This window comes from Kribbella sp. ALI-6-A (assembly GCF_001984195.1).
Taxonomy (GTDB): Bacteria; Actinomycetota; Actinomycetes; order Propionibacteriales; family Kribbellaceae; genus Kribbella.
Genome location: NZ_MTQN01000010.1, coordinates 1227863 through 1249233 on the forward strand (window position 1 = coordinate 1227863; position 21371 = coordinate 1249233).

A 21371-nucleotide genomic window follows, 5' to 3' on the forward strand; every position below is an offset into this window, starting at 1 on the left:
CGGAGGGCTCGGCGCCGACAGCTAGGCTCGAGGGGACATGTCACCTCGTCGGCGCAAGCCCTCCAAACACACGCGGCCGGTCAGCGACCGGCCGCTGCTCGGTGGTACCCAGGAACGGCAGAGCCGCCTGGACGGCGACTGGATCGTCCGCCGGGTCAGCGGTACGGCGTCGACGAAGGCGTACCGCTGCCCGGGCTGCGACCAGCAGATCCTGCCGCACACCCCGCACGTGGTGGTCTGGCCGGAGAACCCGAGCCTGCTCGCGGCGATCGGTGGCGCCCAGTCGCTGGACGAGCGCCGGCACTGGCACACCGCCTGCTGGCAACGCCGGCGCTGAACTCCACGAAAGGTCGCGATGAAGCTGCCCGTCACGTCGTACGGCGAATCTGGCACACCCGTCGTGGTGATGCACGGCCTGTTCGGTTCCGGCCGGAACTGGATGACCGCCGCCCGCCGCCTCGCCGCGTCGCACCAGGTCTACGCGTTCGACCTGCGCAACCACGGCAACTCCGAGCATGTGCCGACGATGAGTTACCCGGAGATGGCCGAGGACGTTCGCGAGACGATCGAGTCGCTGGGCGTCGGCCCGGTCGCCCTGGTCGGGCACTCGATGGGCGGCAAGACGGCGATGCTCACCGCGCTGCGGCATCCCGAGGTGGTCGAGCGGCTGGTCGTGGTCGACGCGGCGCCGGTGTCGTACCCGCCGCAGTTCGAGCAGTACGCCCAGGCGATGCGCACCGCCGACCTGTCGAACATCCAGCGCCGTGCGGAGGTCGACGCGCAGCTGGCCGACGCCGTACCGACGCCGGGCACCCGCGCCTTCCTGCTGCAGAACCTGATCCTCGACGACGACGGCGCGCGCTGGCGGCCGAACCTGCCGGTGATCGAGGCGTCGCTGCCGCAGATCTCCGGCTGGCCCGACGACGTCACCGGCTCGTACGACGGCCCGACGCTGTTCGTGTACGGCGGCAAGTCGGACTACGTCCAGCAGGATCACCGGGCCGCCATCGAGGCGTTGTTCCCGCAGGTCCGGTACGAGGTGATCGCCGAGGCGGGCCATTGGGTGCACGCCGAGCGGCTGGACGACTTCCTCGCCGTCCTGACGCCGTTCCTGCCGTAAGGCCAAGTCCGTGAGTCGTTGACCGTTCGCGTAGGGTCTAGGTAACTTTCTACCCAGACGCGAGCGGGAGGTGCCGGTGAACCGATCAGTGCTGGCCGTCGGTGGTCACATCGGAGACATGGACCTGGCGGCCGGGCCGACACTGGCCAAACTCGCGCTGGAAGGCGCGAACGTGACGATCGTGGCGTTGACGCCGGGGGAGCGCGGGCACCCCCGGCTGTCGCCCGCGGAGTACCAGCAGCAGAAGGTCGCCGAGGGCGAGGCGTTCGCCACCGCGATCGGCGCCGACTTCATGGTGCTCGGCTACAGCGAGGGCTTCCTGCCCGACAGCGACGACGTCGCCCTGGAGCTGGCCACGATCATCCGGGAGAAGCAGCCCGACACCGTGATCACGCACTGGCGGCACAGCAGCCAGCGCGACCACGAGCACGCCGCGCGGGTGACCGAGCGGGCGGTGTACCTGGCCGACCTGCCGATGGAGCACGAGCTGCCGCGGCACGCCGTACGGACGCTGGTGCACACCGAGCACGCCGAGGACCTGCGCGACTTCGCGCCGTCGGCGTACGTGCCGATCCCCGACGACGCGTTCTACCGCTGGGTGGGCGCGATCCGGCACCAGGCCTTCGCACGCGGCGAGACCGACGGCTTCCGGCACATCGACTACTACACGGCGCTGATGACGATGCGCGGCTGCCAGGCGGGCTATCCGCGCGCGTGCGCGTTCTTCGACCCGAGCGGCCCGGAGGTCACGAAGCTCGCGGCGTCCTAGCCTGAAACCTGGGCCGTCGTCGAGGACCCACGGGGGACCGGGTGCTGGGCCGTGGCCCAATCCGTTGCCGTCGGCACCCGGTCTCCGCGCGGGCTCAGGACGCGTCGGCCTTGCGGACCCAGACCTCGCGGATGATCAGCAGGACGGCGGCCGCGGTCGGGATCGCCAGCAGCGCGCCGACGACACCGAGCAGTGCGCCGCCGAGCAGTGCGGCGATCACCGTGACGGCGCCGGGGATGTCGACCGCGCGACGCATGATCCGCGGCGCGACGACGTAGTTCTCGACCTGCTGGTAGATCACGCCGTAGATCAGGCAGGCGACGCCGACCCAGAGCCCGTCGGTGAAGCCGATCGCGGCCACCAGCACGACACCGATCAGCCCACCGACCATCGGGATGAACGCGGTGAACATCACCACGATCGCCAGCGCCACGGCGTACTGGTTGAGGCCGACGATCTCCAGGAACACGAACATGAAGAACCCGGCGCACAGCGCGACCAGGAACTGACCGCTGACGTAGCCGCCGACCCGGCCGAGCACCTCGTCGCCGAGGATCGAGACCCGGTTGCGCCGGCTGGCCGGGACCAGGCTGTACGCCGCGCGCTTGACCGACGGCAGCGAGGCCAGGAAGTACAGCGTCAGGATGAGGACCGTGAAGCCGGAGAACAGCGCGTTCGCGACCACCTTGCCGACGCCGAGCACACCGCCGAAGGCGCGCTGGGCCAGCGCCGGGTCCTGAACGTAGTCCTTCGCCTTGTCGATGAACTGGTAGCGCTGGTCCAGCTCCTCCAGCGTCTTCGAGTTGTTCAGCAGGTCGAGCCAGTCAGGCGCGTTCTTGATCAGGCCGTTGATCTGCTCGGTGACCACCGGCACGATCGCGAACCCGACGCCGGCGACCGCGAGGATCATCAGCAGGAACACCACACCGACCGCGAGCCCACGCTTCAGCCCGCGCCGCATGAACCACTCGACCAGCGGGTTCAGCCCGACCGCGATGAACATCGACACGACCAGCAGGATCAGCACCGACCGGGCCTGGCCGAGCGCGTTCCACAGTCCCCAGGCGACCAGGACGCCGAGCGCCGCGAAGAACCCGAAAACGAACGGGTTCGACCGGTGGATCGGGGGACCGGGCCGGCCCATGCCTTCGTCCGGGTGGCGCTCGTCCATCAGCAGCTGTCCGGCGAAGTTGTCGTCCGCCTCGCTCTGCGCGGCCGCCCGGGTGCGCACGGCCAAGAGCTCCGCCTGGTCGGCCGCGTCGTCCGCGTCGTCCGCTGACTCGTCCGCCCGCTCCGCCGCTCGCTCGGCCTGCAGCGCGGCGGCCTTGGCTTCGCGAGCAGCAGCCACCGCCTCGGAGTCACTCACCTCTTCGGCAGAGGCCGGCTCCGGGGTGCCGGCCGCCTTGCTGTCTTCTGTGGAGTTGTCGTCGCCGGCTGGCGTCACTTCTGGTCCTTCGGCCTGCGCTTGGTCTCAACGGCGGACTCGTCCTGGCCGCCCTTCGGCGCGAACGGGCTCTCCGCGGTGATCCGGGTCTCCTCGTTGGCCAGGTCCTCGAGCCGGAACTCGTCGATCTTGGTCGAGTCCTTCGGCTCGTCGGCCGCCGCCGGCTTCGTCTCCTTGTCGAGCAGCTCCGGGTCAACCTTCAGCGCGGTGTCGATCCGCGTCTCGTCGACCCGCGCCGCACCGGCGTCCGGCCCCGCGAACGGGCTCCGTCCGGTGAACACCGTCTTCTCCTCCGGCGCCTCCGCCTTCGGGTCGACCGGGTAGGAGTTGTCACCCGGCGCCTTGTACGACGAGTCCACCGGGTACGCCGTGGCACCGGCCGGTGCCGCGAACGGGTTGTTCTTCGGGGCGTCGGCGAACGGATTCGCCGACGAGTTCTCCGCGGCGGAGTCGCCCGGCGCGAACGGGCCGGCCGACGCGCCCGCGGCGAACGGGCTGGACGCCTTCGAGGACGAGTTGTCCGCCGACGAGTCGGCCGGTGCGTCCGCGTCGTTGGCCGGCGCGTCGTTGCTCGGCGCGGCGTACGAGCTGGGCTGGTACGACTTCGGCGCCGCGAACGGGTTCTCGTACGCCGGTGCGGCCGTCTCGGAGTCGAGCTCGGCGGCCTGGCGGGCGATGTTGCTCGCGATGTCGTTCAGCCCGGCGATCTGCGCCAGGATTCCGTCGCGCCGCTTCGCCAGCCGCTCGGTCTCCCGGGCGACGATCGTCCGCGACCGCTCGGCCTCGTCGGCCGCGCTGGCCAGCTCCGCCTCGGCCCGCGTGCGCGCCGCCGTCAGCACCTGCTCGGCCTCACGCCGGGCGCGGGTCAGCGTACGCTCGGCCGACTCCTCGGCCTCGGCGCGAATCTTGCGCGCCTGCGCGGTCGCCTCCGCGACCCGCCGCTCGGAAGCCTCGGCGGCCTCCTTCATCTGGGTCGTCAGGTTCTCGGTGTCGGCAGCGATCTGCGCGTGCTTGTCGGCCAGCTCCTTGGCCTGCTGCTCACGCTCGTCGGCCAGCCGTGCCCGCAGCGCCGCCGACTCGCGCTGGATCGCGGTCCGGATCTTCTCGGCCTCGTGCAGCGCGCCGTTCTTCAGCGTGCTCGACTGCGACTCGGCGGTCAGCTGCAGCTGCTCGGCCTTGCGCCGGGCGGCCTGCAGCACTTCCTGCGCCTCGGTCTCCGCCGTCCGGCGGATCTCCGCCGCGTCACCCTCGGCGGTCCGGCGGATGCTGTCGGCCTCGTTCAGCGCGACGGTCCGGATGTCCTGTGCCTCACGCTCACCGGTCGCCCGGGCCGCGGCCGCCTCCTTGGCCGCGGTCGACCGCAGCTCCTGGGCCTCGCGGCGGGCCTCCTCGAGCGCTTCCTGCGCCTGGTCCTGGGCGAGCCGCAGGATCTGCGCGGCCCGGTCACCCAGACCGGCGTACGACGGGTTCGCGCTGGCCTCGAGCTGCCGCTTGGCTTCCTCGAGCTGGCGCTGCAACGGCGCGGCGTTGGTCTGCAGTTCCTCGGCCTTGCTCCGTGCCTCGGCCAGCTGCGCCTCGAGCGCACGGACGTAGTCGTCCACCGCGTGTTTGTCGTACCCACGGCGCGCGACGGGGAATCCCCCGGCCGCGGTCGCCGTACGGTCGAAGAACGGCAGGCTCGACTCGTCGCCCATCCCTGAGTGTCCCTTCTGGCGGAGCGGATGAATCCCCCAGCGTAAGCCTGTCAGAGACCGGGCCCACAAACCTAACCGGCGGACGTGCACCACTGATCAACCCACCCAGGAGCGCCCCGCGAACCCGAATCGAGCGTGGCCCGGCTCAGGAGCGGGAGGTTGGTCAGTGGTGCATGTCCGCCTGAACGCCCTCTACTTGTCGCGGAAGCGGTTGATCTTGTCCAGGTGCCGAGCTCGCAGCTCCTCGTCGCGCACCCCGAGCCCTTCGGTCGGCGCCAGCGTGAGCACGCCGACCTTGCCCTGGTGCAGGTTGCGATGCACGTCGTACGCCGCCTGGCCGGTGTCCTCCAGCGAGTAGACCCGGCTCAGCGTCGGGTGCACCATGCCCTTGGCGATCAGCCGGTTCGCCTCCCAGGCCTCGCGGTAGTTGGCGAAGTGCGAGCCGATGATGCGCTTGAGGTTCATCCACAGGTACCGGTTGTCGTACTCGTGCATGTAGCCCGACGTCGACGCGCAGGTGACGATCGTGCCGCCGCGCCGGGCGACGTACGTCGACGCGCCGAAGGTCTCCCGGCCGGGGTGCTCGAACACGATGTCCGGGTCGTCGCCGCCGGTCAGCTCGCGGATCCGCGCGCCGAACCGCTTCCACTCCTTCGGGTCCTGCGTCGCCGGGTCCGACCAGAACCGGTAGTCCTCGGCGTTGCGGTCGATGATCAGCTCGGCGCCCATCGCGCGGCAGATCTCCGCCTTCTCCGGCGACGACACGACACACACCGGGATCGCGCCGCCGTTCAGCGCGAACTGCGTGGCGTACGACCCGAGCCCGCCCGACGCGCCCCACACCAGCACGACGTCGCCCTGCTTCATGTTCGCGCCGTTGGCCGAGACCAGCTGCCGGTACGCCGTGCTGTTGACCAGCCCCGGCGACGCGGCCTCTTCCCACGTGAGGTGCGCGGGCTTCGGCATCAGCTGGTTCGACTTCACCAGCGCCAGTTCGGCCAGTCCGCCGAAGTTGGTCTCGAAACCCCAGATCCGCTGCTCCGAGTCGAGCATCGTGTCGTTGTGGCCGTCGGGGGACTCCAGCTCGACCGACAGGCAGTGCGCGACGACCTCGTCGCCGGGCTTCCACGCGTTGACGCCGGGGCCGGTCCGCAGGACGACGCCGGCCAGGTCGGAGCCGACCACGTGGTAGGGCAGGTCGTGCCGGGCGGTGAGCGGCGAGAGTTTGCCGTACCGCTTGAGGAAGGAGAACGTCGACACCGGCTCGAAGATCGACGTCCAGACGGTGTTGTAGTTGATCGCGCTGGCCATCACCGCGACCAGCGCCTCGCCGGGACCGAGCTCCGGCGTCGGCACGTCGTCCAGGTGCAGGCTCTTGCGCGGATCCTTCTCCCGGGTCTCCAGACCCTCGAACAGTTCGGTCTCGTCGGCGTGCACGGTGATCCCGCGATAGTGGTCGGGCACGTCGAGAGAGCCGACGGCGGCGCTGTCACCGGCGAGGATCGCGTCGAGGATCTGCTTCACGTCATACCTCCTGGAGCGGCGGTCGGGTGAGCGGAACTTACCGCCGAGTATGCCCGGGTCGCTGTGCTGCGTGACACAGTTCGCGGCCGGTGAGACGACCGTCACTTTTTCAGTCCACCGATGACAGTGGTCTTATCGCGGGGACTGTCCTTCGATGTCAGCGCACACGGGTGTGCAGCCGGACCTGGGTTCCCGCGCTCCCGGAGCGGACCTGGACCAGGTCGCACAGCTGGTTGGCCAGCCAGACGCCCCGGCCGCCGAGTCCTTCGGCCGGTGGAAGCACCCGTCCGACCAGCAGGTTGTCGATCCGGCCGCTGTCGGCGACGTCGCAGATCAGGTGGCCGTCGGCCGGCCACCACGACAGCGTCCCGCTGCCGCCACCGAAGCGGACGGTGTTCGTGCAGATCTCGTGCAGGGCCAGCTCGAGATCCTCGACCCGTTCCTCGGGCAGGCCGAACGCCCGAGCCGCCGCGTTCACCCGCTGCCGTACGACGTTGAGATCGCCCCGGCCGAACTCCTGCCGCTCGGCCCGTGCCGGTACGGCGGGAAGCGGGCTCCGGAAAGCGGCTTCGGCGGAGTCCCGGGCATCGCCCGTCGCGGCCAGGTGAACGTCGTCCGGGTCGAGCGGGAGCGCGGCCGAGTACGGGCAGCGCAGGTGGAACCGGCCGGGCACCTCGTCAAAGGCGACGTCGAGCAGCAGCTCGTGCAGCGCCGCCTCCTCCAGTTCGGCGGACGAGCGGCCCGGGTACGCCGGCTCGCCGAGGCCGCGCAGCGGGATGTCCGGCGCCTGCTCGAGCAGCGTGCGCCACAGCGGGATGATCCGCGCCGGGTTGCGGCCGAGCTGGGTCATGTCGAGAAAGATCACCTGGTCGGCGATGCCTTCGAGCGCCTTGCGCAGCAGGCTGTTGCGCTCCTCGGGCAGTACGGCGACCACGGTCTCGCCCGTGGCCAGACCGTCCCGCGCGTAGGCGCCGGCCTGCCGGACGAAATCGTCCTCATCGGTGTAGACGAAGGCATCGTGCCGGAACCCCGCCGGGGCGGGGTCGTGGTGGCCGAGATCGCTGCCGATCAGCACCTCAACAGATTAGCCCCGTATTCACCCGTTGTGACCGTCTGAGGTGAGTCTTCGCAAGATCTTCACGCTGTGTCAGCAACTGAATCGAGTGGGTCAGCGCGCGGGTTCGACCAGCTCGACCAGGACTCCGCCCGCGGACCGGGGGTGGAGGAAGTTGACCCGCGAGCCGGCGGTGCCGCGGCGCGGTTCGTCGTACAGGAGCTGGGCGCCGCGTTCGCGCAGGACCGCGGAGACCTCGTCGAGGTTGCCGACCCGGTAGGCGAGCTGCTGGATGCCGGGGCCGTTGCGGTCCAGGAACTTGGCGATCGGCGAGCTGTCCGACAGCGGCGCGAGCAGCTGGATCGACGAACCCGAGTCACCGACCGACAGCATCGCCTCGCGCACGCCCTGCTCCTCGTTGACCTCCTCGTGCGCGACCGTCATGCCGAAGGTCTCGGCGTAGAACCGGACGGCCTCGTCGAAGTCGGCGACCGCGACACCGACGTGGTCGATCGCCTCGAACAGGGTCTTGGTGACTGGCTCCATGCGACCAAGAGTGGCCTGGCCGGTGGTCGGATGCCAACGAGTGTGGCCGACGCGACACCGTCGTACCAGTGTTCTCGCAGGTATCGTGAAGAGCATGTCTGACACCTCCTCCAGCTCGCAGAGCGAAACCGTCATCGTCGCCGGCGCCCGGACCCCGATCGGGCGGCTGCTGGGCGGCCTCAAGGGCTTCACCGGCGCCGAGCTCGGTGGGTTCGCGATCAAGGGTGCGCTGGCCAAGGCCGGCCTCGCGCCCGAGCAGGTCGAGTACGTGATCATGGGCCAGGTGCTGCAGGCCGGCGCCGGCCAGATCGCCGCGCGCCAGGCCGCCGTCAAGGCCGGCATCCCGATGAACGTCCCGGCGATCACCATCAACAAGGTCTGCCTGTCCGGTCTGAACGCGATCGCCCTGGCCTCGCAGCTGATCCGGGCCGGCGAGTACGACGTCGTGGTGGCCGGCGGCATGGAGTCGATGACCAACGCGCCGCACCTGCTGCCGAAGTCGCGCGAGGGCTTCAAGTACGGCGACACGACGCTGGTCGACTCGATGGCCTTCGACGGCCTGTGGGACGCGTTCACCGACCAGGCGATGGGCGCGCTGACCGAGCAGCACAACACCGACGGCCTGAAGCTGTCCCGCGAGGAGCAGGACCAGTTCAGCGCCCGGTCGCACCAGTTGGCCGCCGAGGCCTGGAAGAACGGCGTGTTCGCCGACGAGGTGGTCCCGGTCGAGGTGCCACAGCGCAAGGGCGACCCGGTCGTCGTCGACACCGACGAAGGCATCCGCGGCGACACGACCGTCGACACCCTGTCGCGGCTGCGTCCGGCGTTCGGCAAGGACGGCACGATCACCGCCGGTTCGGCGTCGCAGATCTCCGACGGTGGCTGCGCCGTGGTCGTGATGAGCAAGAAGAAGGCCGAGGAGCTCGGCCTGACCTGGATCGCCGAGATCGGCGCGCACGGCTCGGTCGCCGGCCCGGACTCGTCGCTGCAGAGCCAGCCGGCCAACGCGATCGCCAAGGCCTGCGCCAAGCAGGGCATCGACCCGGCGTCGCTGGACCTGATCGAGATCAACGAGGCGTTCGCCGCGGTCGGCATCGCCAGCGCCCGCGAGCTGAACGTCGACCTCGACAAGGTCAACGTGAACGGCGGCGCGATCGCACTCGGCCACCCGATCGGCATGTCCGGCGCCCGTCTCGTCCTGCACCTGGCGCTGGAGCTTCAGCGCCGCGGCGGCGGGACCGGAGCGGCCGGGCTGTGCGGTGGTGGCGGTCAGGGCGACGCGCTGATCATCAGCGTTCCGGCCAAGGGCTGACGGCCCCGCCATCGCCAGGGCCGATACTGACCTGATGTCACGACGTACGCCGCCGGTCGCCGAACTCGTCGAACGCGCCCGGGACGGTGAGTCCCGGGCCGTCGCGCGGCTGATCTCGCTGGTCGAGGACGAGTCGCCGCTGCTGCGCGAGGTGATGGCCGCGCTCGCCCCGCACGCGGGCCGGGCGCACATCGTCGGGATCACCGGGTCGCCCGGCGTGGGCAAGTCGACGTCCACGTCGGCGCTCGTCACGGCGTACCGGGCGACCGGCAAGCGGGTCGGCGTACTGGCGGTGGATCCGTCGTCGCCCTTCTCCGGCGGGGCGTTGCTCGGCGACCGGGTGCGGATGCAGGAGCACGCGACGGACCCCGGGGTGTTCATCCGGTCGATGGCGTCGCGCGGTCACCTCGGTGGCCTGGCCTGGACGACGCCGCAGGCGCTGCGGGTGCTCGACGCGGCCGGCTTCGACGTCGTCCTGGTGGAGACGGTCGGGGTCGGGCAGTCGGAGGTGGAGATCGCCGGGATGGCCGACACGACGCTGATTCTGCTCGCGCCCGGGATGGGCGACGGGATCCAGGCGGCCAAGGCCGGCATCCTCGAGGTCGGCGACATCTACGTGGTGAACAAGGCCGACCGCGACGGCGTACAGAACGTCACCCGCGACCTGCGCGCGATGCTCGCGCTGGCCGACCGGGAACCGGACGCGTGGAAGCCGCCGATCCTGAAGACGGTCGCGAGCCGCAACGAGGGCGTCGACGAGGTGGTCGAGGCGATCGAGCAGCGGCTGGAGTGGATGCGCGGGTCCGGCGTACTGGAGGAGCGGCGGCGCAGCCGGGCCCGGGACGAGATCGAGGCGATCGCGATGACGGCGTTGCGGTCGCGATTCGGGCATCTGCACGGGGACGCGCGGCTCGATGTGCTGGCGGCGAAGGTGGCGGCGGGGTCGACCGATCCGTACTCGGCGGCGGACGAGCTGATCTCGGCGTTGTGAGTTCTGGGTCGACCGGGGGCGCGGTGCGACAGTCGAGTACGCTCTGTCACACTGTGGCCGGTAGCGGTTGGATCAGCCCGAATCCGGGCAGGCATCCGGCGCTGCCGTCCGGTGAGCGACCTCCGTCTCACGGCGGCGCGCCGGTGGCTGCCATGCCCCCCGATCCGTTACAGAATGGATCTTGTCGCCGGTGATCCCGTAGGGTGAGCTGTGTTCAGACAGTGACAGATAGTGACTATCCGTGATACAAACGCAGCGACCGAGTTGCCTGCGCACAAGGAGTGGTGACATGCCGAAGAAGCTGCTGATCTGGTCGGTCATCGCGTTTGCCGCCTTCTACCTGTTCACGCAACCGCAAGGGGCCGCTGACGCGGTCGGCGGGGCGTTCTCTGCTGTCGGCGACGCGTTCGGCAGTGTGATCACGTTCCTCACCGCGCTGTTCAACTGATCTTCGAATCGGGTGTCCCGCCACGAGCGTTCGTGCGGGACACTTGGTGTGACGATCATGGCCGGGTGGCCGACAGCGGGGTGAACAGGGGAGTGAGCGGATGGCCGCAATAGGCCTGTTCCGGGCCTTCGATCCGAAGGTCCGGCGTCACCTCATCTCGGACGAGGGCGAAGTCGTCATCGACGAGGTGCGGCACCACTGGGTGGTGTTCGTCGTACCCATGCTGGAGATCGCCCTGGCGGCCGTGCTCCTGGTGGTCATGTTGTGGAAGAACCTGGGCGACGCCGCCTACGTTCTGCTCGCACTGGTGCTGGTGCTGCTCGGACACGCGTTCTGGCAGTTCCTCACCCAGCACCGCGACCGCTTCGTGGTCACCAACATGCGAGTGATGCGGATCCGCGGCGTCTTCTCCCAGACCGTCGCGACCACCCCGATCGCCCGAATCCTCGACATCACCCTGCAGAAACCGATCGTCGGCCGGTTCCTCGGCTACGGACACTTCGTCTTCGAGTCCGCCGCGCAGGACCAGGGTTTCCGCGAGATCAGATTCGTCAGCCGGCCCGACGACCGTGACCTGACCATCCAGCGCGTCATCCAGCGCACCGGTCTGCGCGCCTCCGCCAGCGTCGACGTCGTCCAGTCCGACGACGACGACACCGACGACGACGGCACGGGCCCGATCGGGATGGACTCCGCCCAGGAGGTCACCACCACCATCCCGCGGACCGCTCCCGCCGGATCGACTCGGATGGCGAGCAGCAGCTCCAAGTCGATCTTCAACAGCGAACGAGCCAACTGGACGGACCAGGAGCACGAGGAGTAGTTCCGTACGTCGGGAAGTGCTTTTCCCCACGCGCGACTCCTACCGGGGTCCCGCCATCATCGGGGTCCGCAAGAACTACGCGTGAGGGCGGACGTGAACCGTCAAGACACCTGCTGGCTCAGGAACGCGGTGAGGGCATCCCTGGCCTCGAGGAGTCGACGAGCCTTGTCGTCCATCTCGTCGCGGATCTCTGCCACCCGGGCCAGGATCCCAGAACACTCCCCCTCGAGCGGACCGGCATCGCCCGTGCACGGCAGGACGCGTTCGATCAGTGTCATGGGGAACCCGAGCTCCAGCAGTGACTTGATGGTCGAGACCAGACCCACCGTCGCCTCGTCATAGTCACGATACCCATTGGGCTGCCGGACGGAAGTGATCAATCCGAGCTCCTCGTAGTACCGCAGGGACCTCGGACTTGCTCCGGACGCCCGACTCAGCTCACCGATCTTCAACCCGAGGCCCACTTCCAATTGACATTGACACTGATGTGAGAGTTTAGCGTGATTCCCGACAGCGACACCGCTGAGGAACGGAATCACCATGAAGGTCTTCATCACCGGCGGGACGGGTTATCTCGGCACTGTCCTCGTCGAGCATTTGGTCACGGCCGGACACCATGTCGCAGCCCTTGCCCGCTCGGACGTCAGCGCCGCCCGCCTGCAGGAGGCGGGTGCCACACCTGTGGCTGGGTCGCTCAGCGACACCGCCGTCCTCACCAGCGCTGCAGCAGCGGCCGATGCCGTCATTCATGCAGCGGTCGACTACACGATGACCGACGAATCGACGGCGACGGAGCTGGCCGCAGTCGAGGCGCTGGTTGCCGGCGCCGCGTCCGGGACTGTCCCGAAGCCGTTTGTCTTCACCAGCACCGGGCTGGTCTACGGGTTCGAGGAGGACCAGGACACGTCGGAGGACGCTGTTCTGCCGGAGGTCAGCGCGCAGCCGGTGAAGGTTGCAGCCGAACGCATCGTCCGCGGCGAGGCGGGCATCTCCGGCATCGTGGTCCGCGCCGGGCTGATCTTCGGCCGCGGTGGCTCCGCGCTCGTGACGGGGCTGATCCGGTCCACCCAGCACAGCGGCACGTCGATCTACGTTGGAGACGGGGAGAACGCATGGACCCCCATCCACGTCGACGATCTCGCCGACCTGTACGTCGCGGCGCTCGAACGCCCGGTCTCTGGTGTCTACAACGCTGTCGGCGCCGTGCCGTTCACGTTCCGAGCGCTCGCTGAAGCGATCGGAGATCTGACCGGGAATCCGGTGGCATCCGTGCCGCTCAAGGTCGCGGAGCAGAGCTTCGGGCCGGCCGCCCGCACCCTGACGACGACGAGCCGCCTCGATGCATCCAAGGCCCGCGACACCTTCGGCTGGAGTCCCGCGCCGCGATCGCTGATCGACGATGTCCGTTCCGGCTCCTACGCCGAGACCGCTACGAGATGAGTCCGAGCCTGCAGAGCCGGCTGCTCGCCGGCGCCATGACGTTCATGCGTGCTCGAGAGCAGTTCAACCCGAAGAGGTTCACCACGGAGCCGAGCACCGCGGCCCAGTATTCGCCGCCGCCGTCCTTCGAGAAGACGGTGACCATAACGCGGAGCACGTTCCGCGGCTGGCCGGTATTCACGCTCACGCCGGAGACACCGTCCGGGAAGCAAGCCCTGTACCTGCACGGCGGGGCATGGGCAGCGGAGATCCAGGCCGGGCACTGGAACCTCATTGCCGAGCTCACTGTCCGCACCTCGCGGACCTTCGTCGTACCGATCTTCCCCCTCGTTCCAGCAGTCACCCACCGGGACATCACCCCCATCCTCACGGAGCTGTGGATGGCGACCGCAGGAGAGGCGCCGACAGCACTCGTCGGCGACTCAGCGGGAGCGACAATGGCGCTGAACCTGCTCGTCGCCCTCCCCGAGGGGTCGCCCGCGCAGGATGCGACAGTGCTGCTGTCCCCGTCGTTCGATCTCACGTTCGCGAACCCAGAAAGTGCCCGCATCGCTCCCCGCGATCCGCTGCTGAAGCTCGACTACATCCGTGCTCTCGCCGCCAGCTACGCAGGCCCCGACGGGCCCGACAGTGGACTGGTCAGCCCTGTTCATGCCCGGGTCGACCACCTCGGGGCGATCACTGTCTTCACCGGCACCAGAGACCTCCTGAATCCGGACGCTCACCTCTACGCCGACCTCGCCCAGGACGCCCTCGGCACGCAGGTGACCATTTCAGAGACCGCCGGTATGGTCCACGACTGGATGTTGATGCCGATCCCCGAAGCGAAAACGGCCCGTGCCCACATCGCCTACCTCCTGCGGTAGGCAGGCGGCGGTCGAGGCACGGCCGGCGCGACTGCAGGTCATTCGGCAACGAACGCCCTGCGCTCGAACTGCGGGGCCGGCACACAGCTGCCGCCCGACGTCCTGGCCGCCTACGAAAGCAGCTTGAGCACGCGTTCGGCCTGTAGTTCGCCGGTTTCAGGTGGATTGCGATGTGCTGCAGGGCCTCCAGGGCGGAGCAGCGTCAGCCAGAAGATGGCGTGGAGCCGCCGGGCGGACAGGAGCCGGTCGGGGTCCACCGGGAAGGGGTCGAGGAACGTCGTCCAGTCGGTGGCGCGGGAGGCGATGTGTTCAACCAAGTTGGCGAGTTCGAGGGCGAGGTCGCTGCGGCCAGCGTCTTCGAAGTCGATGATCCGGACCTGCCGGCCGTCCCGGAGGTAGTTCGCGAGGTTCGGGTCGCCGTGGCCGATGACGGCGTGCGCTGGTTGCGCCAAGTCTGATGGTGCGGCCAGCCACTCGATGGCTGCTCGGTGGGCCTGGGCGATGATCCCCCCGCCGTCCCACGACGCGATCGACGATCGGATGCGCTCGACGAAGACCGCGAGATCGAGCGGCTCGACAGCGGTCGGAGGGATCGACCAGAGGTCGGTGAGGGCGCCGTGCAGCGCTTCGAGTTCTTCCGCGGACAGACAACCGGCGAGTGGCGTCCCCTGGAGTCGGCTCATCGTGATCGACGGGTACGGCGTGGGTGGCGTGAACTCGATCGGGACCGGGACCAAGTGAGGTCGCGCGGCCGAGATCGCCTGCAGGGCGGTCCATTCGCGCACGTGCTCGTTCCGGCTCCAGTCGACGTAGGTCTTGGTGACGACGTCGCCGTCCAGGTGGAGCCGATGCGTGTGGGTCATCATTTCCCTTCCGGATCCGGGTGATCGAGGTTGCCACAGGCTCGATGCTTCGTGCACCTCGCTGCCGGAACCTGCAGACCTGTCGATCCGGGTCTCTGCGCGTGCAACGATGCGCGACATGCGTATGTATCTGCTGACCGCTCCTCGGTGGGTGGTCGGCCTCGGCGGCGGGCTGCTCGTCGCGACCGTGGTTGCCGTCGTGTTCCGGCTCGACAACTCGACGCGTTCCTGGACGGCGACGGTGCTGACGGGTGTCGTGTTCGGCGTGTTGCTCGGCGGTGGCCTGGTGCTCAGCGTCACGACACAACGCGGAGAGCTGCGGGAGGCGGCAGGCGAGCTGCCGCCGGCTCAGCTGTCGGCGGCGTACCGGGCTGCGGTGTGGGGTGAGATCCCGAGCGATCCGGTGGTCCGCGCGGCCGCGGCTCGGGTGGCTCAGCGTCGGCTCGAGGCATTACGCCCGCGGATTCTGGTCGCGATCATCGCGATCGCCATGACAGTCGGCGCAGTGCTGCACGCGCTGGCCGACAACTACGGACTCGCGGGGGTGCTGGCAGTCGCGGGGCTCGGCTGGATCGTCGAGTTCTTTCAGCCGGCCCGACTCCGGCGACGCATCGAACTCTTGTCCACCGAGAACGGCGCGGCCCGGAGCGTCTGAACCCCTCGACCAACGGGGACGGCGACCGGAATTCGCGGATGACTACCGCGTCCGCGCCAGCAGTCGCAGTAATACGCGATTGGTGCAGACTCCGCGCCGGATCGAGCGCCGGCGAAGGTTTCGTCAGCCGCACGTTCTCGCCACGCGCGACACCGGCCGCCGACCGTAGCGCGGCGGGCCCTCTTCCGCGAGACTGCTGCGATGGCTGCCGAGTACGTACAGACCGACCAGTTCCGCGGTGCACGGATTCACCTCAGTGAGCTCGAAGGGCTCGAGATCCGCGACTGCGAAGTCAGCGGGTTGAAGATCGTCGACTGCTACGGGAGTGACGTCTACCTCGGCGGCGGCTTCGAGCGGGTGGTTGTCAACGACGTCGACGTCACCGCGTACGTCGAATCCGAGCTGGACCGGCGGTATCCGACCCGCGCACTGGCGCGCGAGGCCGAGTCCGCCGACGACTACCGCGCTGCTTGGGATGCCATCGAGACTCTCTGGCGAGAGACCCTCGACCGCGCCCGGAAGCTGCCAGAGGACAAGCTCCACGAGCAGGTCGCCGGCGAATGGTCGTTCGTCGAGACCCACCGCCACCTGCTCTTCGCCAGCGACGCCTGGCTCGGCAACGCCGTACTGGAAGAGGAATCGCCCTATCACCCGCTCGGCTACCCCGCCGGTGGGATGCCGGCCGAGGAGTCGGCCAAGCTCGGGCTCACCCTCGACGCCAAGCCGACCCTCGACGAGGTCCTGGAGGCCCGGCGCGCGCGGATGTCCAATATGCGCGACACCGTCGACCGCCTCACCGACGCCGAGCTCGACCGCGTCTGCGCCCGCAAGCCGGCCGACCCCTACCCCGACCAGGACTACGTCGTCCGCCGCTGCCTCAAGGTGATCCTCAAGGAAGAGGCCGAGCACAACCGCTACGCCGTCCGCGACCTCGCCGTGCTGGAAGCCGCGAACTGAGCCGCGCGGAGGCGGGGTGCCCAGATCAAGTGGTGCACTCCGCAACCCGCGCCCGGAAAGCTGTCACCACGTCGGCGTCGCCGGCGGTCTGCACAGCTGTGTCGTCGAGGCGCCCCCACAGCCACAGGAACACGTCGTGAGGCTCACCGTAGATCTCCGCGGCGACCGGAGCGTCGGCGTCTCGGGACACGGTCGCGCTGGTCGCGTCGGCCTGGATGGTCCAGGAATTGCCGTCAGTCGTGACCCGTACGGCGGCGTCGACCGGAGCTGTCGTGTCGCCTTCGGCCCACCACGGACCGCCGAGCATCACACTGAGCACCTCGTCGATCCCGTCGACCGCGAGGTCGCGGTCGACCGGGGTGGCGACGTCGTGCGCCTGTTCGGTGTCGATGCGGTGGACTGCCGTCTCGAGCGCCATCCGCCGGTACCAGAAGCCCGAGGTCTTGTCGGCGGGGTCGAACGTCCAGGTCGGCGCCGACGTCCCGGCGTTCTGCAGTGCCGCGACGATCGCGGACCGCGCTTCGTCGTACAACGCGAGCGGCTCGCGGTCGGAGAGGTCCGGCGGCCACGGGTCGGGCAGGCGGCCGAGGCGCAGGACCTCGATCTTGTGCAGGTACACGGTCGCGGTGTGCCGGACGACCGAGTCGACGGTCCAGCCGGGGCAGTGCGGCACGTCGGGGGTCAGCCCGAAGCGGGCGACCTCGGCCAGCCGGGCCGAGTCGGCGCGCAGGCAGTCGAGATAGAAGGCGGCACGTTCGGGCGGTAGTGACATTCGCCGATGATGGCAGGCCACACCGACAGCGCAGTAGTGGTCGTGGCGGTTAGTGTTTCGTGCATGGCGAGGAAGAAACCGTTGCCGTTCGACCCGATCGACGAGGCTTCGCGGCAGTGGGGGCGGCGTTGGGGTGCGGTGGAGCAGATGCGCGCGGTCACCTCGCTGATGCGGGCCCAGCAGATCGTCATCGGTGAGCTGGACGAGATCCTGCGCAAGCACAACCTGAGCTTCGCCCGGTTCGAGGCGCTGGTGCTGCTGACCTTCTCGCGCCGGGGATCGCTGCCGCTGGGCAAGATGGGGGAGCGGCTGCAGGTCCACCCGACCTCGGTGACCTCGATCGTACGGCGCCTGGAGGCGGCCGGCCTGGTCACCCGCACCCCGCACCCGGACGACGGCCGCGCGGTGCTCTGCGAAATCACCCCCGAGGGTCGCGAGCTGGTCGAACGCGCCACCGCCGATCTGGTCGCCGCCGACTTCGCCCTGCGCGGCCTGACCGACGAACAACTCAAGGTCCTGTGGTCCGTGCTCGAACCCCTCCGCCACAACGCCGGCGACTTCTGACCCGCCCTCACGAGCGCAGGTCCACTCGCCGAGTGGTATTTAGTTGGACGTCCTAGTATTTTAGGGGCGAGGACAACCCGGGAGGTTCGGATGGACGCGGAACAGATCGCCGACGGACGCAGCCGCTGGCAGCAGCGCTACGACGCCGCGCGCAAGCGGGAGGCCGACTTCACCACGCTGTCGGGCACCGAGGTCGCGCCGGTCTACGGACCGCCGGAGGGCTACGACGATCCGCGGATGGAGCGGATCGGCTGGCCGGGGGAGTTCCCGTTCACCCGCGGGCTCTACCCGACCGGCTATCGCGGCCGGACCTGGACGATCCGCCAGTTCGCCGGCTTCGGCAACGCCGAGGACACCAACGCGCGGTACAAGATGATCCTGAACGGCGGGGGCGGCGGCCTGTCGGTCGCCTTCGACATGCCGACGCTGATGGGCCGCGACTCCGACGACCCCAAGTCGCTCGGCGAGGTCGGCCACTGCGGGGTCGCGATCGACTCCGCGACCGACATGGACCGGCTGTTCAAGGACATCCCGCTGCAGGACGTCACCACCTCGATGACGATCTCCGGCCCGGCCGTGCCGGCGTTCGTGATGTACCTGGTCGCCGCCGAGCGGCAGGGCGCCGACATCACCAAGCTCAACGGCACGCTGCAGACCGACATCTTCAAGGAGTACATCGCCCAGAAGGAGTGGCTGTTCCCGCCGGAACCGCACCTGCGCCTGATCGGCGACCTGATGGAGTACTGCGCGCAGAACATCCCGGCGTACAAGCCGCTCAGCGTCTCCGGGTACCACATCCGCGAGGCCGGTTCGACGGCCGCGCAGGAGCTCGCCTACACGCTGGCCGACGGCTTCGGCTACGTCGAGCTCGGGCTGAGCCGCGGGCTCGACGTCGACGTGTTCGCGCCCGGCCTGTCGTTCTTCTTCGACAGCCACCTGGACTTCTTCGAGGAGATCGCCAAGTTCCGTGCCGCCCGCCGGATCTGGGCCCGCTGGCTGCGGGACGTGTACGGCGCGAAGACCGACAAGGCGCAGTGGCTGCGGTTCCACACCCAGACCGCGGGGGTCTCGCTGACCGCCCAGCAGCCCACGATGAACGTCGTCCGGACGGCGGTCGAGGCGCTGGCCGCGGTGCTCGGCGGGACCAACTCGCTGCACACCAACGCGCTCGACGAGACGCTGGCGCTGCCGACCGAGGAGTCGGCCGAGATCGCGCTGCGGACCCAGTCGGTGCTGATGGAGGAGATCGGCGTCACCAACGTCGCCGACCCGCTCGGCGGTTCCTGGTACGTCGAGGCGCTGACCGACGACATCGAGCGCGAGGCCGAGGAGATCTTCGCCCGGATCAAGGAGATGAGCCCGGACGGCTCGATGACCGCGGGCATCCTGCACGGCATCGAGGAGGGCTGGTTCATGGCCGAGATCGCCGACGCCGCCTTCGAGTACCAGCAGAAGCTGGAGAAGGGCGAGAAGAAGATCGTCGGCGTGAACACGCTGACCGACACCGTGTCCGGCCAGCTGGAGATCCTCCGGGTCAGCCACGAGGTCGAGGTCGAGCAGTGCCGGGTCCTCGCCGAGCGCAAGGCGCAACGCGACGAGGCCCGCGTGCGTCGTACGCTAACGGCGCTGGTCGAGGCGGCAAGGGGGACCGGCAGCCTGATCGAACCCATGCTGGAGGCGGCGCGTGCGGAGGCCACGATGGGGGAAATCTGTGACGTTCTTCGGGACGAGTGGGGCGAGTACCGAGAGCCCGCCCGATTCTGAACCGGACGTCGTAGAGGCCTCGCCGTCCACAGGACGCCGGCGGGGCCGCGCCTCCGTCCAGGCCGACCGGCAGGCGGCCCAGGCGCCGGATCTGCGCGGGGTGGTGGTCTGCGGGTCCGACCGCACGATGCTGCGGGTGGTCACCGAGCTGGTCAGTTCCGGCGAGGAGGTCACCGCGATCGTCAACCCGGCGTCGCGGCACATCGAGCGGATCGGTGAGCTCGGCGCCCAGGTGATGGGCGTGCGGGTGGTCCGCGAGTCGGTGCTGCGCCGGGCCGGGATCGACACCGACGGGACCAAACCGTCGACCGCGCGCGCCCTGGTGCTGCTCGACGCCGACGACGTGCACAACGTGCACACCGCGCTGACCGCCCGGGACATGGACGAGAACCTGCGCATCGTCGTCCAGATGGTCAACCCGCGGATCGGTGCCCAGCTGCATCAACTGCTCGGCGACTGTGTGGTGATCTCCGGCCCGTCGCTGGCCGCGCCCGCGTTCGTCGCGGACGCGCTGGAGGACGACGAGCTGACCTGGCTCGAGCTCGGCGGCCGGCGGATGGTGGCCGGGCCGGCCGAACTGATCCGCGAGCGGGTGACCGTGCTGGCCGACACCACGTCGTCGGCGACGCCCGAGCTGCTGCCCGCCTCCAGTGACGATCCGGCCGGTGACATCGTGCTCGGCACCGGCGTACGGCATCTGCGGCGCAAGCGCGACGTACGGCGGACCGGCTGGGTAATGGCGGTGCGCGACGTGCTCGACCGGCGTGTCCGCATCATCGCGGCGGTGATGGCCCTGCTGGTCCTGATCGGTACGTTGCTGACCCACTGGATCACCGGCGTGGAGTGGCTGCGGGCGCTCTATCTGGTGATGGGCGCGGTGACGTCGGCCGGGATCGAGGACGACAAGTTCGCGAACGCCGCGCCGTACGTGAAGGTCGCGGCGGTGGGGGTCCAGCTGACCGGGATCGTGCTGGTCGCGCTGCTCACCGCGGTGATCGTCGACTCGCTGATCGGGGCCCGGCTGTCGCGCGTGATCGGCGGGGTCCGGGGCAGACCGCGCAACCACGTGATCGTCTGCGGGCTCGGCACGGTCGGTGCGCGGGTGCTGGAGATCCTGTCCGAGCGAGGCGTCGCGGTGGTCGGCGTCGAGATGGACGATGAGGCGCCCGGCGTACAGACCGCGCACCGGCTGCGGATCCCGGTGGTGATGGGCGACAGCAGCCAGGAGGAGACGCTGCGGCTGGCCGGTGCGTCCCGGGCCCAGGCGGTGCTCGCGCTGACCGACGGCGACATCACGAACCTGGAGACCGCGATGGTGGTCCGGGACCTGAACGACGACGTCCGGATCACGATGCGGATGTTCGACCACGACCTGGCCCAGAAGGTCGAGCGCATGCTCGGGCTCGGGCACAGCCGGTCGGTGTCGATGCTGGTCGCGCCGGCGATCGCGGCCGCGGTCGCGAACCGGCGCAGCCAGACGACCGTGCCGGCCGGACGCCGGGTGCTGCTGCTGACCGAGGTGACCGTCGAGCGGGACTCGGTCGCGATCGGCCGCCGGCTCGGCGAGCTGGACGAGGCGGGCGGGCTGCGGGTGCTGGCGCGCGCGGACGGCGTCACCTGGGACTGGTCGCCGGCCTTCGACCAGCCGGTGCACGTGGGCACCCGGCTGGCCGTGGCGGGGACTCGCAGCGGCCTGGCCAGACTGTTGCTGGTGACCCGTGCACCACATCGACCCGGGCGGTCGGGGAGGATAGGACCATGAACC

Annotated in this window: 22 protein-coding genes; 14 read left to right on the forward strand and 8 right to left on the reverse strand. The window is 69.5% G+C overall.

Annotation, left to right across the window (positions count from 1 at the left end):
- Positions 1–37 precede the first annotated feature (37 nt).
- From BWI15_RS20205 to BWI15_RS20215, 3 genes are all read left to right on the forward strand, one after another.
- A complete protein-coding gene (locus BWI15_RS20205) occupies positions 38–337 on the forward strand; it encodes a hypothetical protein (RefSeq protein ID WP_077015912.1) in 300 nt (99 codons plus the stop codon).
- Positions 338–355: 18 nt separating this feature from the next.
- On the forward strand, positions 356–1120 hold the full coding sequence (locus BWI15_RS20210; protein ID WP_077015913.1) for an alpha/beta fold hydrolase: 765 nt from the start codon (positions 356–358) through the stop codon (positions 1118–1120).
- A 76-nt stretch (positions 1121–1196) separates the two neighbouring features.
- Positions 1197–1889: a PIG-L deacetylase family protein gene (locus BWI15_RS20215; RefSeq protein ID WP_077015914.1), complete on the forward strand. Its 693-nt coding sequence runs from the start codon at positions 1197–1199 to the stop codon at positions 1887–1889.
- Between the two features lie 94 nt (positions 1890–1983).
- Here BWI15_RS20215 and BWI15_RS20220 read toward each other — a convergent pair whose 3' ends face one another.
- The 5 genes from BWI15_RS20220 to mce form a co-directional block, all read right to left on the reverse strand.
- Complete coding sequence (locus tag BWI15_RS20220) at positions 1984–3333, reverse strand: AI-2E family transporter (protein WP_077015915.1); 1350 nt, start codon at positions 3331–3333, stop codon at positions 1984–1986.
- Positions 3330–5027 carry a transposase gene (locus BWI15_RS20225; RefSeq protein WP_077015916.1) on the reverse strand — a complete coding sequence of 566 codons (1698 nt, stop codon included), beginning with the start codon at positions 5025–5027 and terminating at the stop codon, positions 3330–3332. The genes BWI15_RS20220 and BWI15_RS20225 overlap by 4 nt, the downstream gene beginning before the upstream one ends.
- 192 nt (positions 5028–5219) lie before the next feature.
- Entirely contained in the window at positions 5220–6551 is a 1332-nt protein-coding gene (gene ccrA / locus BWI15_RS20230) for a crotonyl-CoA carboxylase/reductase (protein ID WP_077015917.1), read from the reverse strand.
- 157 nt (positions 6552–6708) lie between these two features.
- On the reverse strand, positions 6709–7626 hold the full coding sequence (locus tag BWI15_RS20235; RefSeq protein ID WP_077015918.1) for a sensor histidine kinase: 918 nt from the start codon (positions 7624–7626) through the stop codon (positions 6709–6711).
- 93 nt (positions 7627–7719) lie between these two features.
- Positions 7720–8151 (reverse strand): methylmalonyl-CoA epimerase, encoded by a 432-nt coding sequence (gene mce, locus BWI15_RS20240; protein ID WP_077015919.1) that lies wholly within the window; start codon positions 8149–8151, stop codon positions 7720–7722.
- Between the two features lie 94 nt (positions 8152–8245).
- Here mce and BWI15_RS20245 point away from each other — a divergent pair, with 94 nt between their 5' ends.
- The 4 genes from BWI15_RS20245 to BWI15_RS20255 all read left to right on the forward strand — a co-directional run bounded on the left by BWI15_RS20245 (position 8246) and on the right by BWI15_RS20255 (position 11725).
- Positions 8246–9463 (forward strand): acetyl-CoA C-acetyltransferase, encoded by a 1218-nt coding sequence (locus BWI15_RS20245; protein WP_077015920.1) that lies wholly within the window; start codon positions 8246–8248, stop codon positions 9461–9463.
- A 34-nt stretch (positions 9464–9497) separates the two neighbouring features.
- Positions 9498–10454: a methylmalonyl Co-A mutase-associated GTPase MeaB gene (gene meaB, locus BWI15_RS20250; protein WP_077015921.1), complete on the forward strand. Its 957-nt coding sequence runs from the start codon at positions 9498–9500 to the stop codon at positions 10452–10454.
- A 289-nt stretch (positions 10455–10743) separates the two neighbouring features.
- Positions 10744–10902, forward strand: a complete 159-nt coding sequence (locus BWI15_RS39465) for a hypothetical protein (protein ID WP_168197347.1) — start codon at positions 10744–10746, stop codon at positions 10900–10902.
- 100 nt (positions 10903–11002) lie between these two features.
- The gene (locus tag BWI15_RS20255; protein WP_077015922.1) at positions 11003–11725 is read left to right on the forward strand and encodes a PH domain-containing protein; all 723 of its coding nucleotides are present in this window, start codon (positions 11003–11005) and stop codon (positions 11723–11725) included.
- A gap of 101 nt (positions 11726–11826) precedes the next feature.
- Here BWI15_RS20255 and BWI15_RS20260 read toward each other — a convergent pair whose 3' ends face one another.
- Positions 11827–12279 carry a MerR family transcriptional regulator gene (locus BWI15_RS20260; protein ID WP_083750886.1) on the reverse strand — a complete coding sequence of 151 codons (453 nt, stop codon included), beginning with the start codon at positions 12277–12279 and terminating at the stop codon, positions 11827–11829.
- On the opposite strand from BWI15_RS20260, the gene BWI15_RS20265 reads away from it, so the two are divergent.
- Together BWI15_RS20265 and BWI15_RS20270 are read left to right on the forward strand one after the other, a co-directional pair.
- Entirely contained in the window at positions 12266–13165 is a 900-nt protein-coding gene (locus BWI15_RS20265; RefSeq protein ID WP_077015923.1) for an NAD-dependent epimerase/dehydratase family protein, read from the forward strand. The genes BWI15_RS20260 and BWI15_RS20265 overlap by 14 nt on opposite strands.
- Positions 13162–14031 carry an alpha/beta hydrolase fold domain-containing protein gene (locus BWI15_RS20270; protein ID WP_077015924.1) on the forward strand — a complete coding sequence of 290 codons (870 nt, stop codon included), beginning with the start codon at positions 13162–13164 and terminating at the stop codon, positions 14029–14031. The genes BWI15_RS20265 and BWI15_RS20270 overlap by 4 nt, the downstream gene beginning before the upstream one ends.
- Positions 14032–14141: 110 nt before the next feature.
- Here the strand turns inward: BWI15_RS20270 and BWI15_RS20275 are convergent, their stop codons facing one another.
- Positions 14142–14897, reverse strand: a complete 756-nt coding sequence (locus BWI15_RS20275; protein WP_168197348.1) for a phosphotransferase family protein — start codon at positions 14895–14897, stop codon at positions 14142–14144.
- A 115-nt stretch (positions 14898–15012) separates the two neighbouring features.
- On the opposite strand from BWI15_RS20275, the gene BWI15_RS20280 reads away from it, so the two are divergent.
- Entirely contained in the window at positions 15013–15549 is a 537-nt protein-coding gene (locus BWI15_RS20280; protein WP_143465714.1) for a hypothetical protein, read from the forward strand.
- 201 nt (positions 15550–15750) lie between these two features.
- Positions 15751–16506 (forward strand): DinB family protein, encoded by a 756-nt coding sequence (locus BWI15_RS20285; RefSeq protein WP_077015926.1) that lies wholly within the window; start codon positions 15751–15753, stop codon positions 16504–16506.
- Positions 16507–16531: 25 nt separating this feature from the next.
- Here BWI15_RS20285 and BWI15_RS20290 read toward each other — a convergent pair whose 3' ends face one another.
- Positions 16532–17278 (reverse strand): maleylpyruvate isomerase family mycothiol-dependent enzyme, encoded by a 747-nt coding sequence (locus BWI15_RS20290; RefSeq protein ID WP_077015927.1) that lies wholly within the window; start codon positions 17276–17278, stop codon positions 16532–16534.
- A gap of 63 nt (positions 17279–17341) precedes the next feature.
- Here BWI15_RS20290 and BWI15_RS20295 point away from each other — a divergent pair, with 63 nt between their 5' ends.
- The 3 genes from BWI15_RS20295 to BWI15_RS20305 all read left to right on the forward strand — a co-directional run bounded on the left by BWI15_RS20295 (position 17342) and on the right by BWI15_RS20305 (position 21368).
- Positions 17342–17842, forward strand: coding sequence for a MarR family winged helix-turn-helix transcriptional regulator (locus BWI15_RS20295; protein WP_077015928.1), 501 nt, complete (start codon positions 17342–17344; stop codon positions 17840–17842).
- Between the two features lie 90 nt (positions 17843–17932).
- On the forward strand, positions 17933–19606 hold the full coding sequence (locus BWI15_RS20300) for an acyl-CoA mutase large subunit family protein (RefSeq protein ID WP_077015929.1): 1674 nt from the start codon (positions 17933–17935) through the stop codon (positions 19604–19606).
- Positions 19554–21368, forward strand: coding sequence for an NAD-binding protein (locus BWI15_RS20305; RefSeq protein ID WP_077015930.1), 1815 nt, complete (start codon positions 19554–19556; stop codon positions 21366–21368). The genes BWI15_RS20300 and BWI15_RS20305 overlap by 53 nt, the downstream gene beginning before the upstream one ends.
- The last annotated feature ends 3 nt before the right edge of the window (positions 21369–21371 follow it).

Excerpts from the sequence above, each read along its gene's own strand:
- BWI15_RS20260 (WP_083750886.1), bottom strand. The coding sequence starts at position 12,279 with ATGAAGACCTTCATGGTGATTCCGTTCCTCAGCGGTGTCGCTGTCGGG.
- BWI15_RS20285 (WP_077015926.1), top strand. The coding sequence starts at position 15,751 with ATGGCTGCCGAGTACGTACAGACCGACCAGTTCCGCGGTGCACGGATT.
- BWI15_RS20265 (WP_077015923.1), top strand. The coding sequence starts at position 12,266 with ATGAAGGTCTTCATCACCGGCGGGACGGGTTATCTCGGCACTGTCCTC.
- BWI15_RS20275 (WP_168197348.1), bottom strand. The coding sequence starts at position 14,897 with ATGATGACCCACACGCATCGGCTCCACCTGGACGGCGACGTCGTCACC.
- BWI15_RS20225 (WP_077015916.1), bottom strand. The coding sequence starts at position 5,027 with ATGGGCGACGAGTCGAGCCTGCCGTTCTTCGACCGTACGGCGACCGCG.
- BWI15_RS20255 (WP_077015922.1), top strand. The coding sequence starts at position 11,003 with ATGGCCGCAATAGGCCTGTTCCGGGCCTTCGATCCGAAGGTCCGGCGT.
- BWI15_RS20205 (WP_077015912.1), top strand. The coding sequence starts at position 38 with ATGTCACCTCGTCGGCGCAAGCCCTCCAAACACACGCGGCCGGTCAGC.
- BWI15_RS20270 (WP_077015924.1), top strand. The coding sequence starts at position 13,162 with ATGAGTCCGAGCCTGCAGAGCCGGCTGCTCGCCGGCGCCATGACGTTC.
- BWI15_RS20295 (WP_077015928.1), top strand. The coding sequence starts at position 17,342 with ATGGCGAGGAAGAAACCGTTGCCGTTCGACCCGATCGACGAGGCTTCG.
- BWI15_RS20280 (WP_143465714.1), top strand. The coding sequence starts at position 15,013 with ATGCGTATGTATCTGCTGACCGCTCCTCGGTGGGTGGTCGGCCTCGGC.
- BWI15_RS20300 (WP_077015929.1), top strand. The coding sequence starts at position 17,933 with ATGGACGCGGAACAGATCGCCGACGGACGCAGCCGCTGGCAGCAGCGC.
- BWI15_RS20245 (WP_077015920.1), top strand. The coding sequence starts at position 8,246 with ATGTCTGACACCTCCTCCAGCTCGCAGAGCGAAACCGTCATCGTCGCC.
- mce (WP_077015919.1), bottom strand. The coding sequence starts at position 8,151 with ATGGAGCCAGTCACCAAGACCCTGTTCGAGGCGATCGACCACGTCGGT.
- BWI15_RS39465 (WP_168197347.1), top strand. The coding sequence starts at position 10,744 with ATGCCGAAGAAGCTGCTGATCTGGTCGGTCATCGCGTTTGCCGCCTTC.
- BWI15_RS20290 (WP_077015927.1), bottom strand. The coding sequence starts at position 17,278 with ATGTCACTACCGCCCGAACGTGCCGCCTTCTATCTCGACTGCCTGCGC.
- meaB (WP_077015921.1), top strand. The coding sequence starts at position 9,498 with ATGTCACGACGTACGCCGCCGGTCGCCGAACTCGTCGAACGCGCCCGG.
- BWI15_RS20210 (WP_077015913.1), top strand. The coding sequence starts at position 356 with ATGAAGCTGCCCGTCACGTCGTACGGCGAATCTGGCACACCCGTCGTG.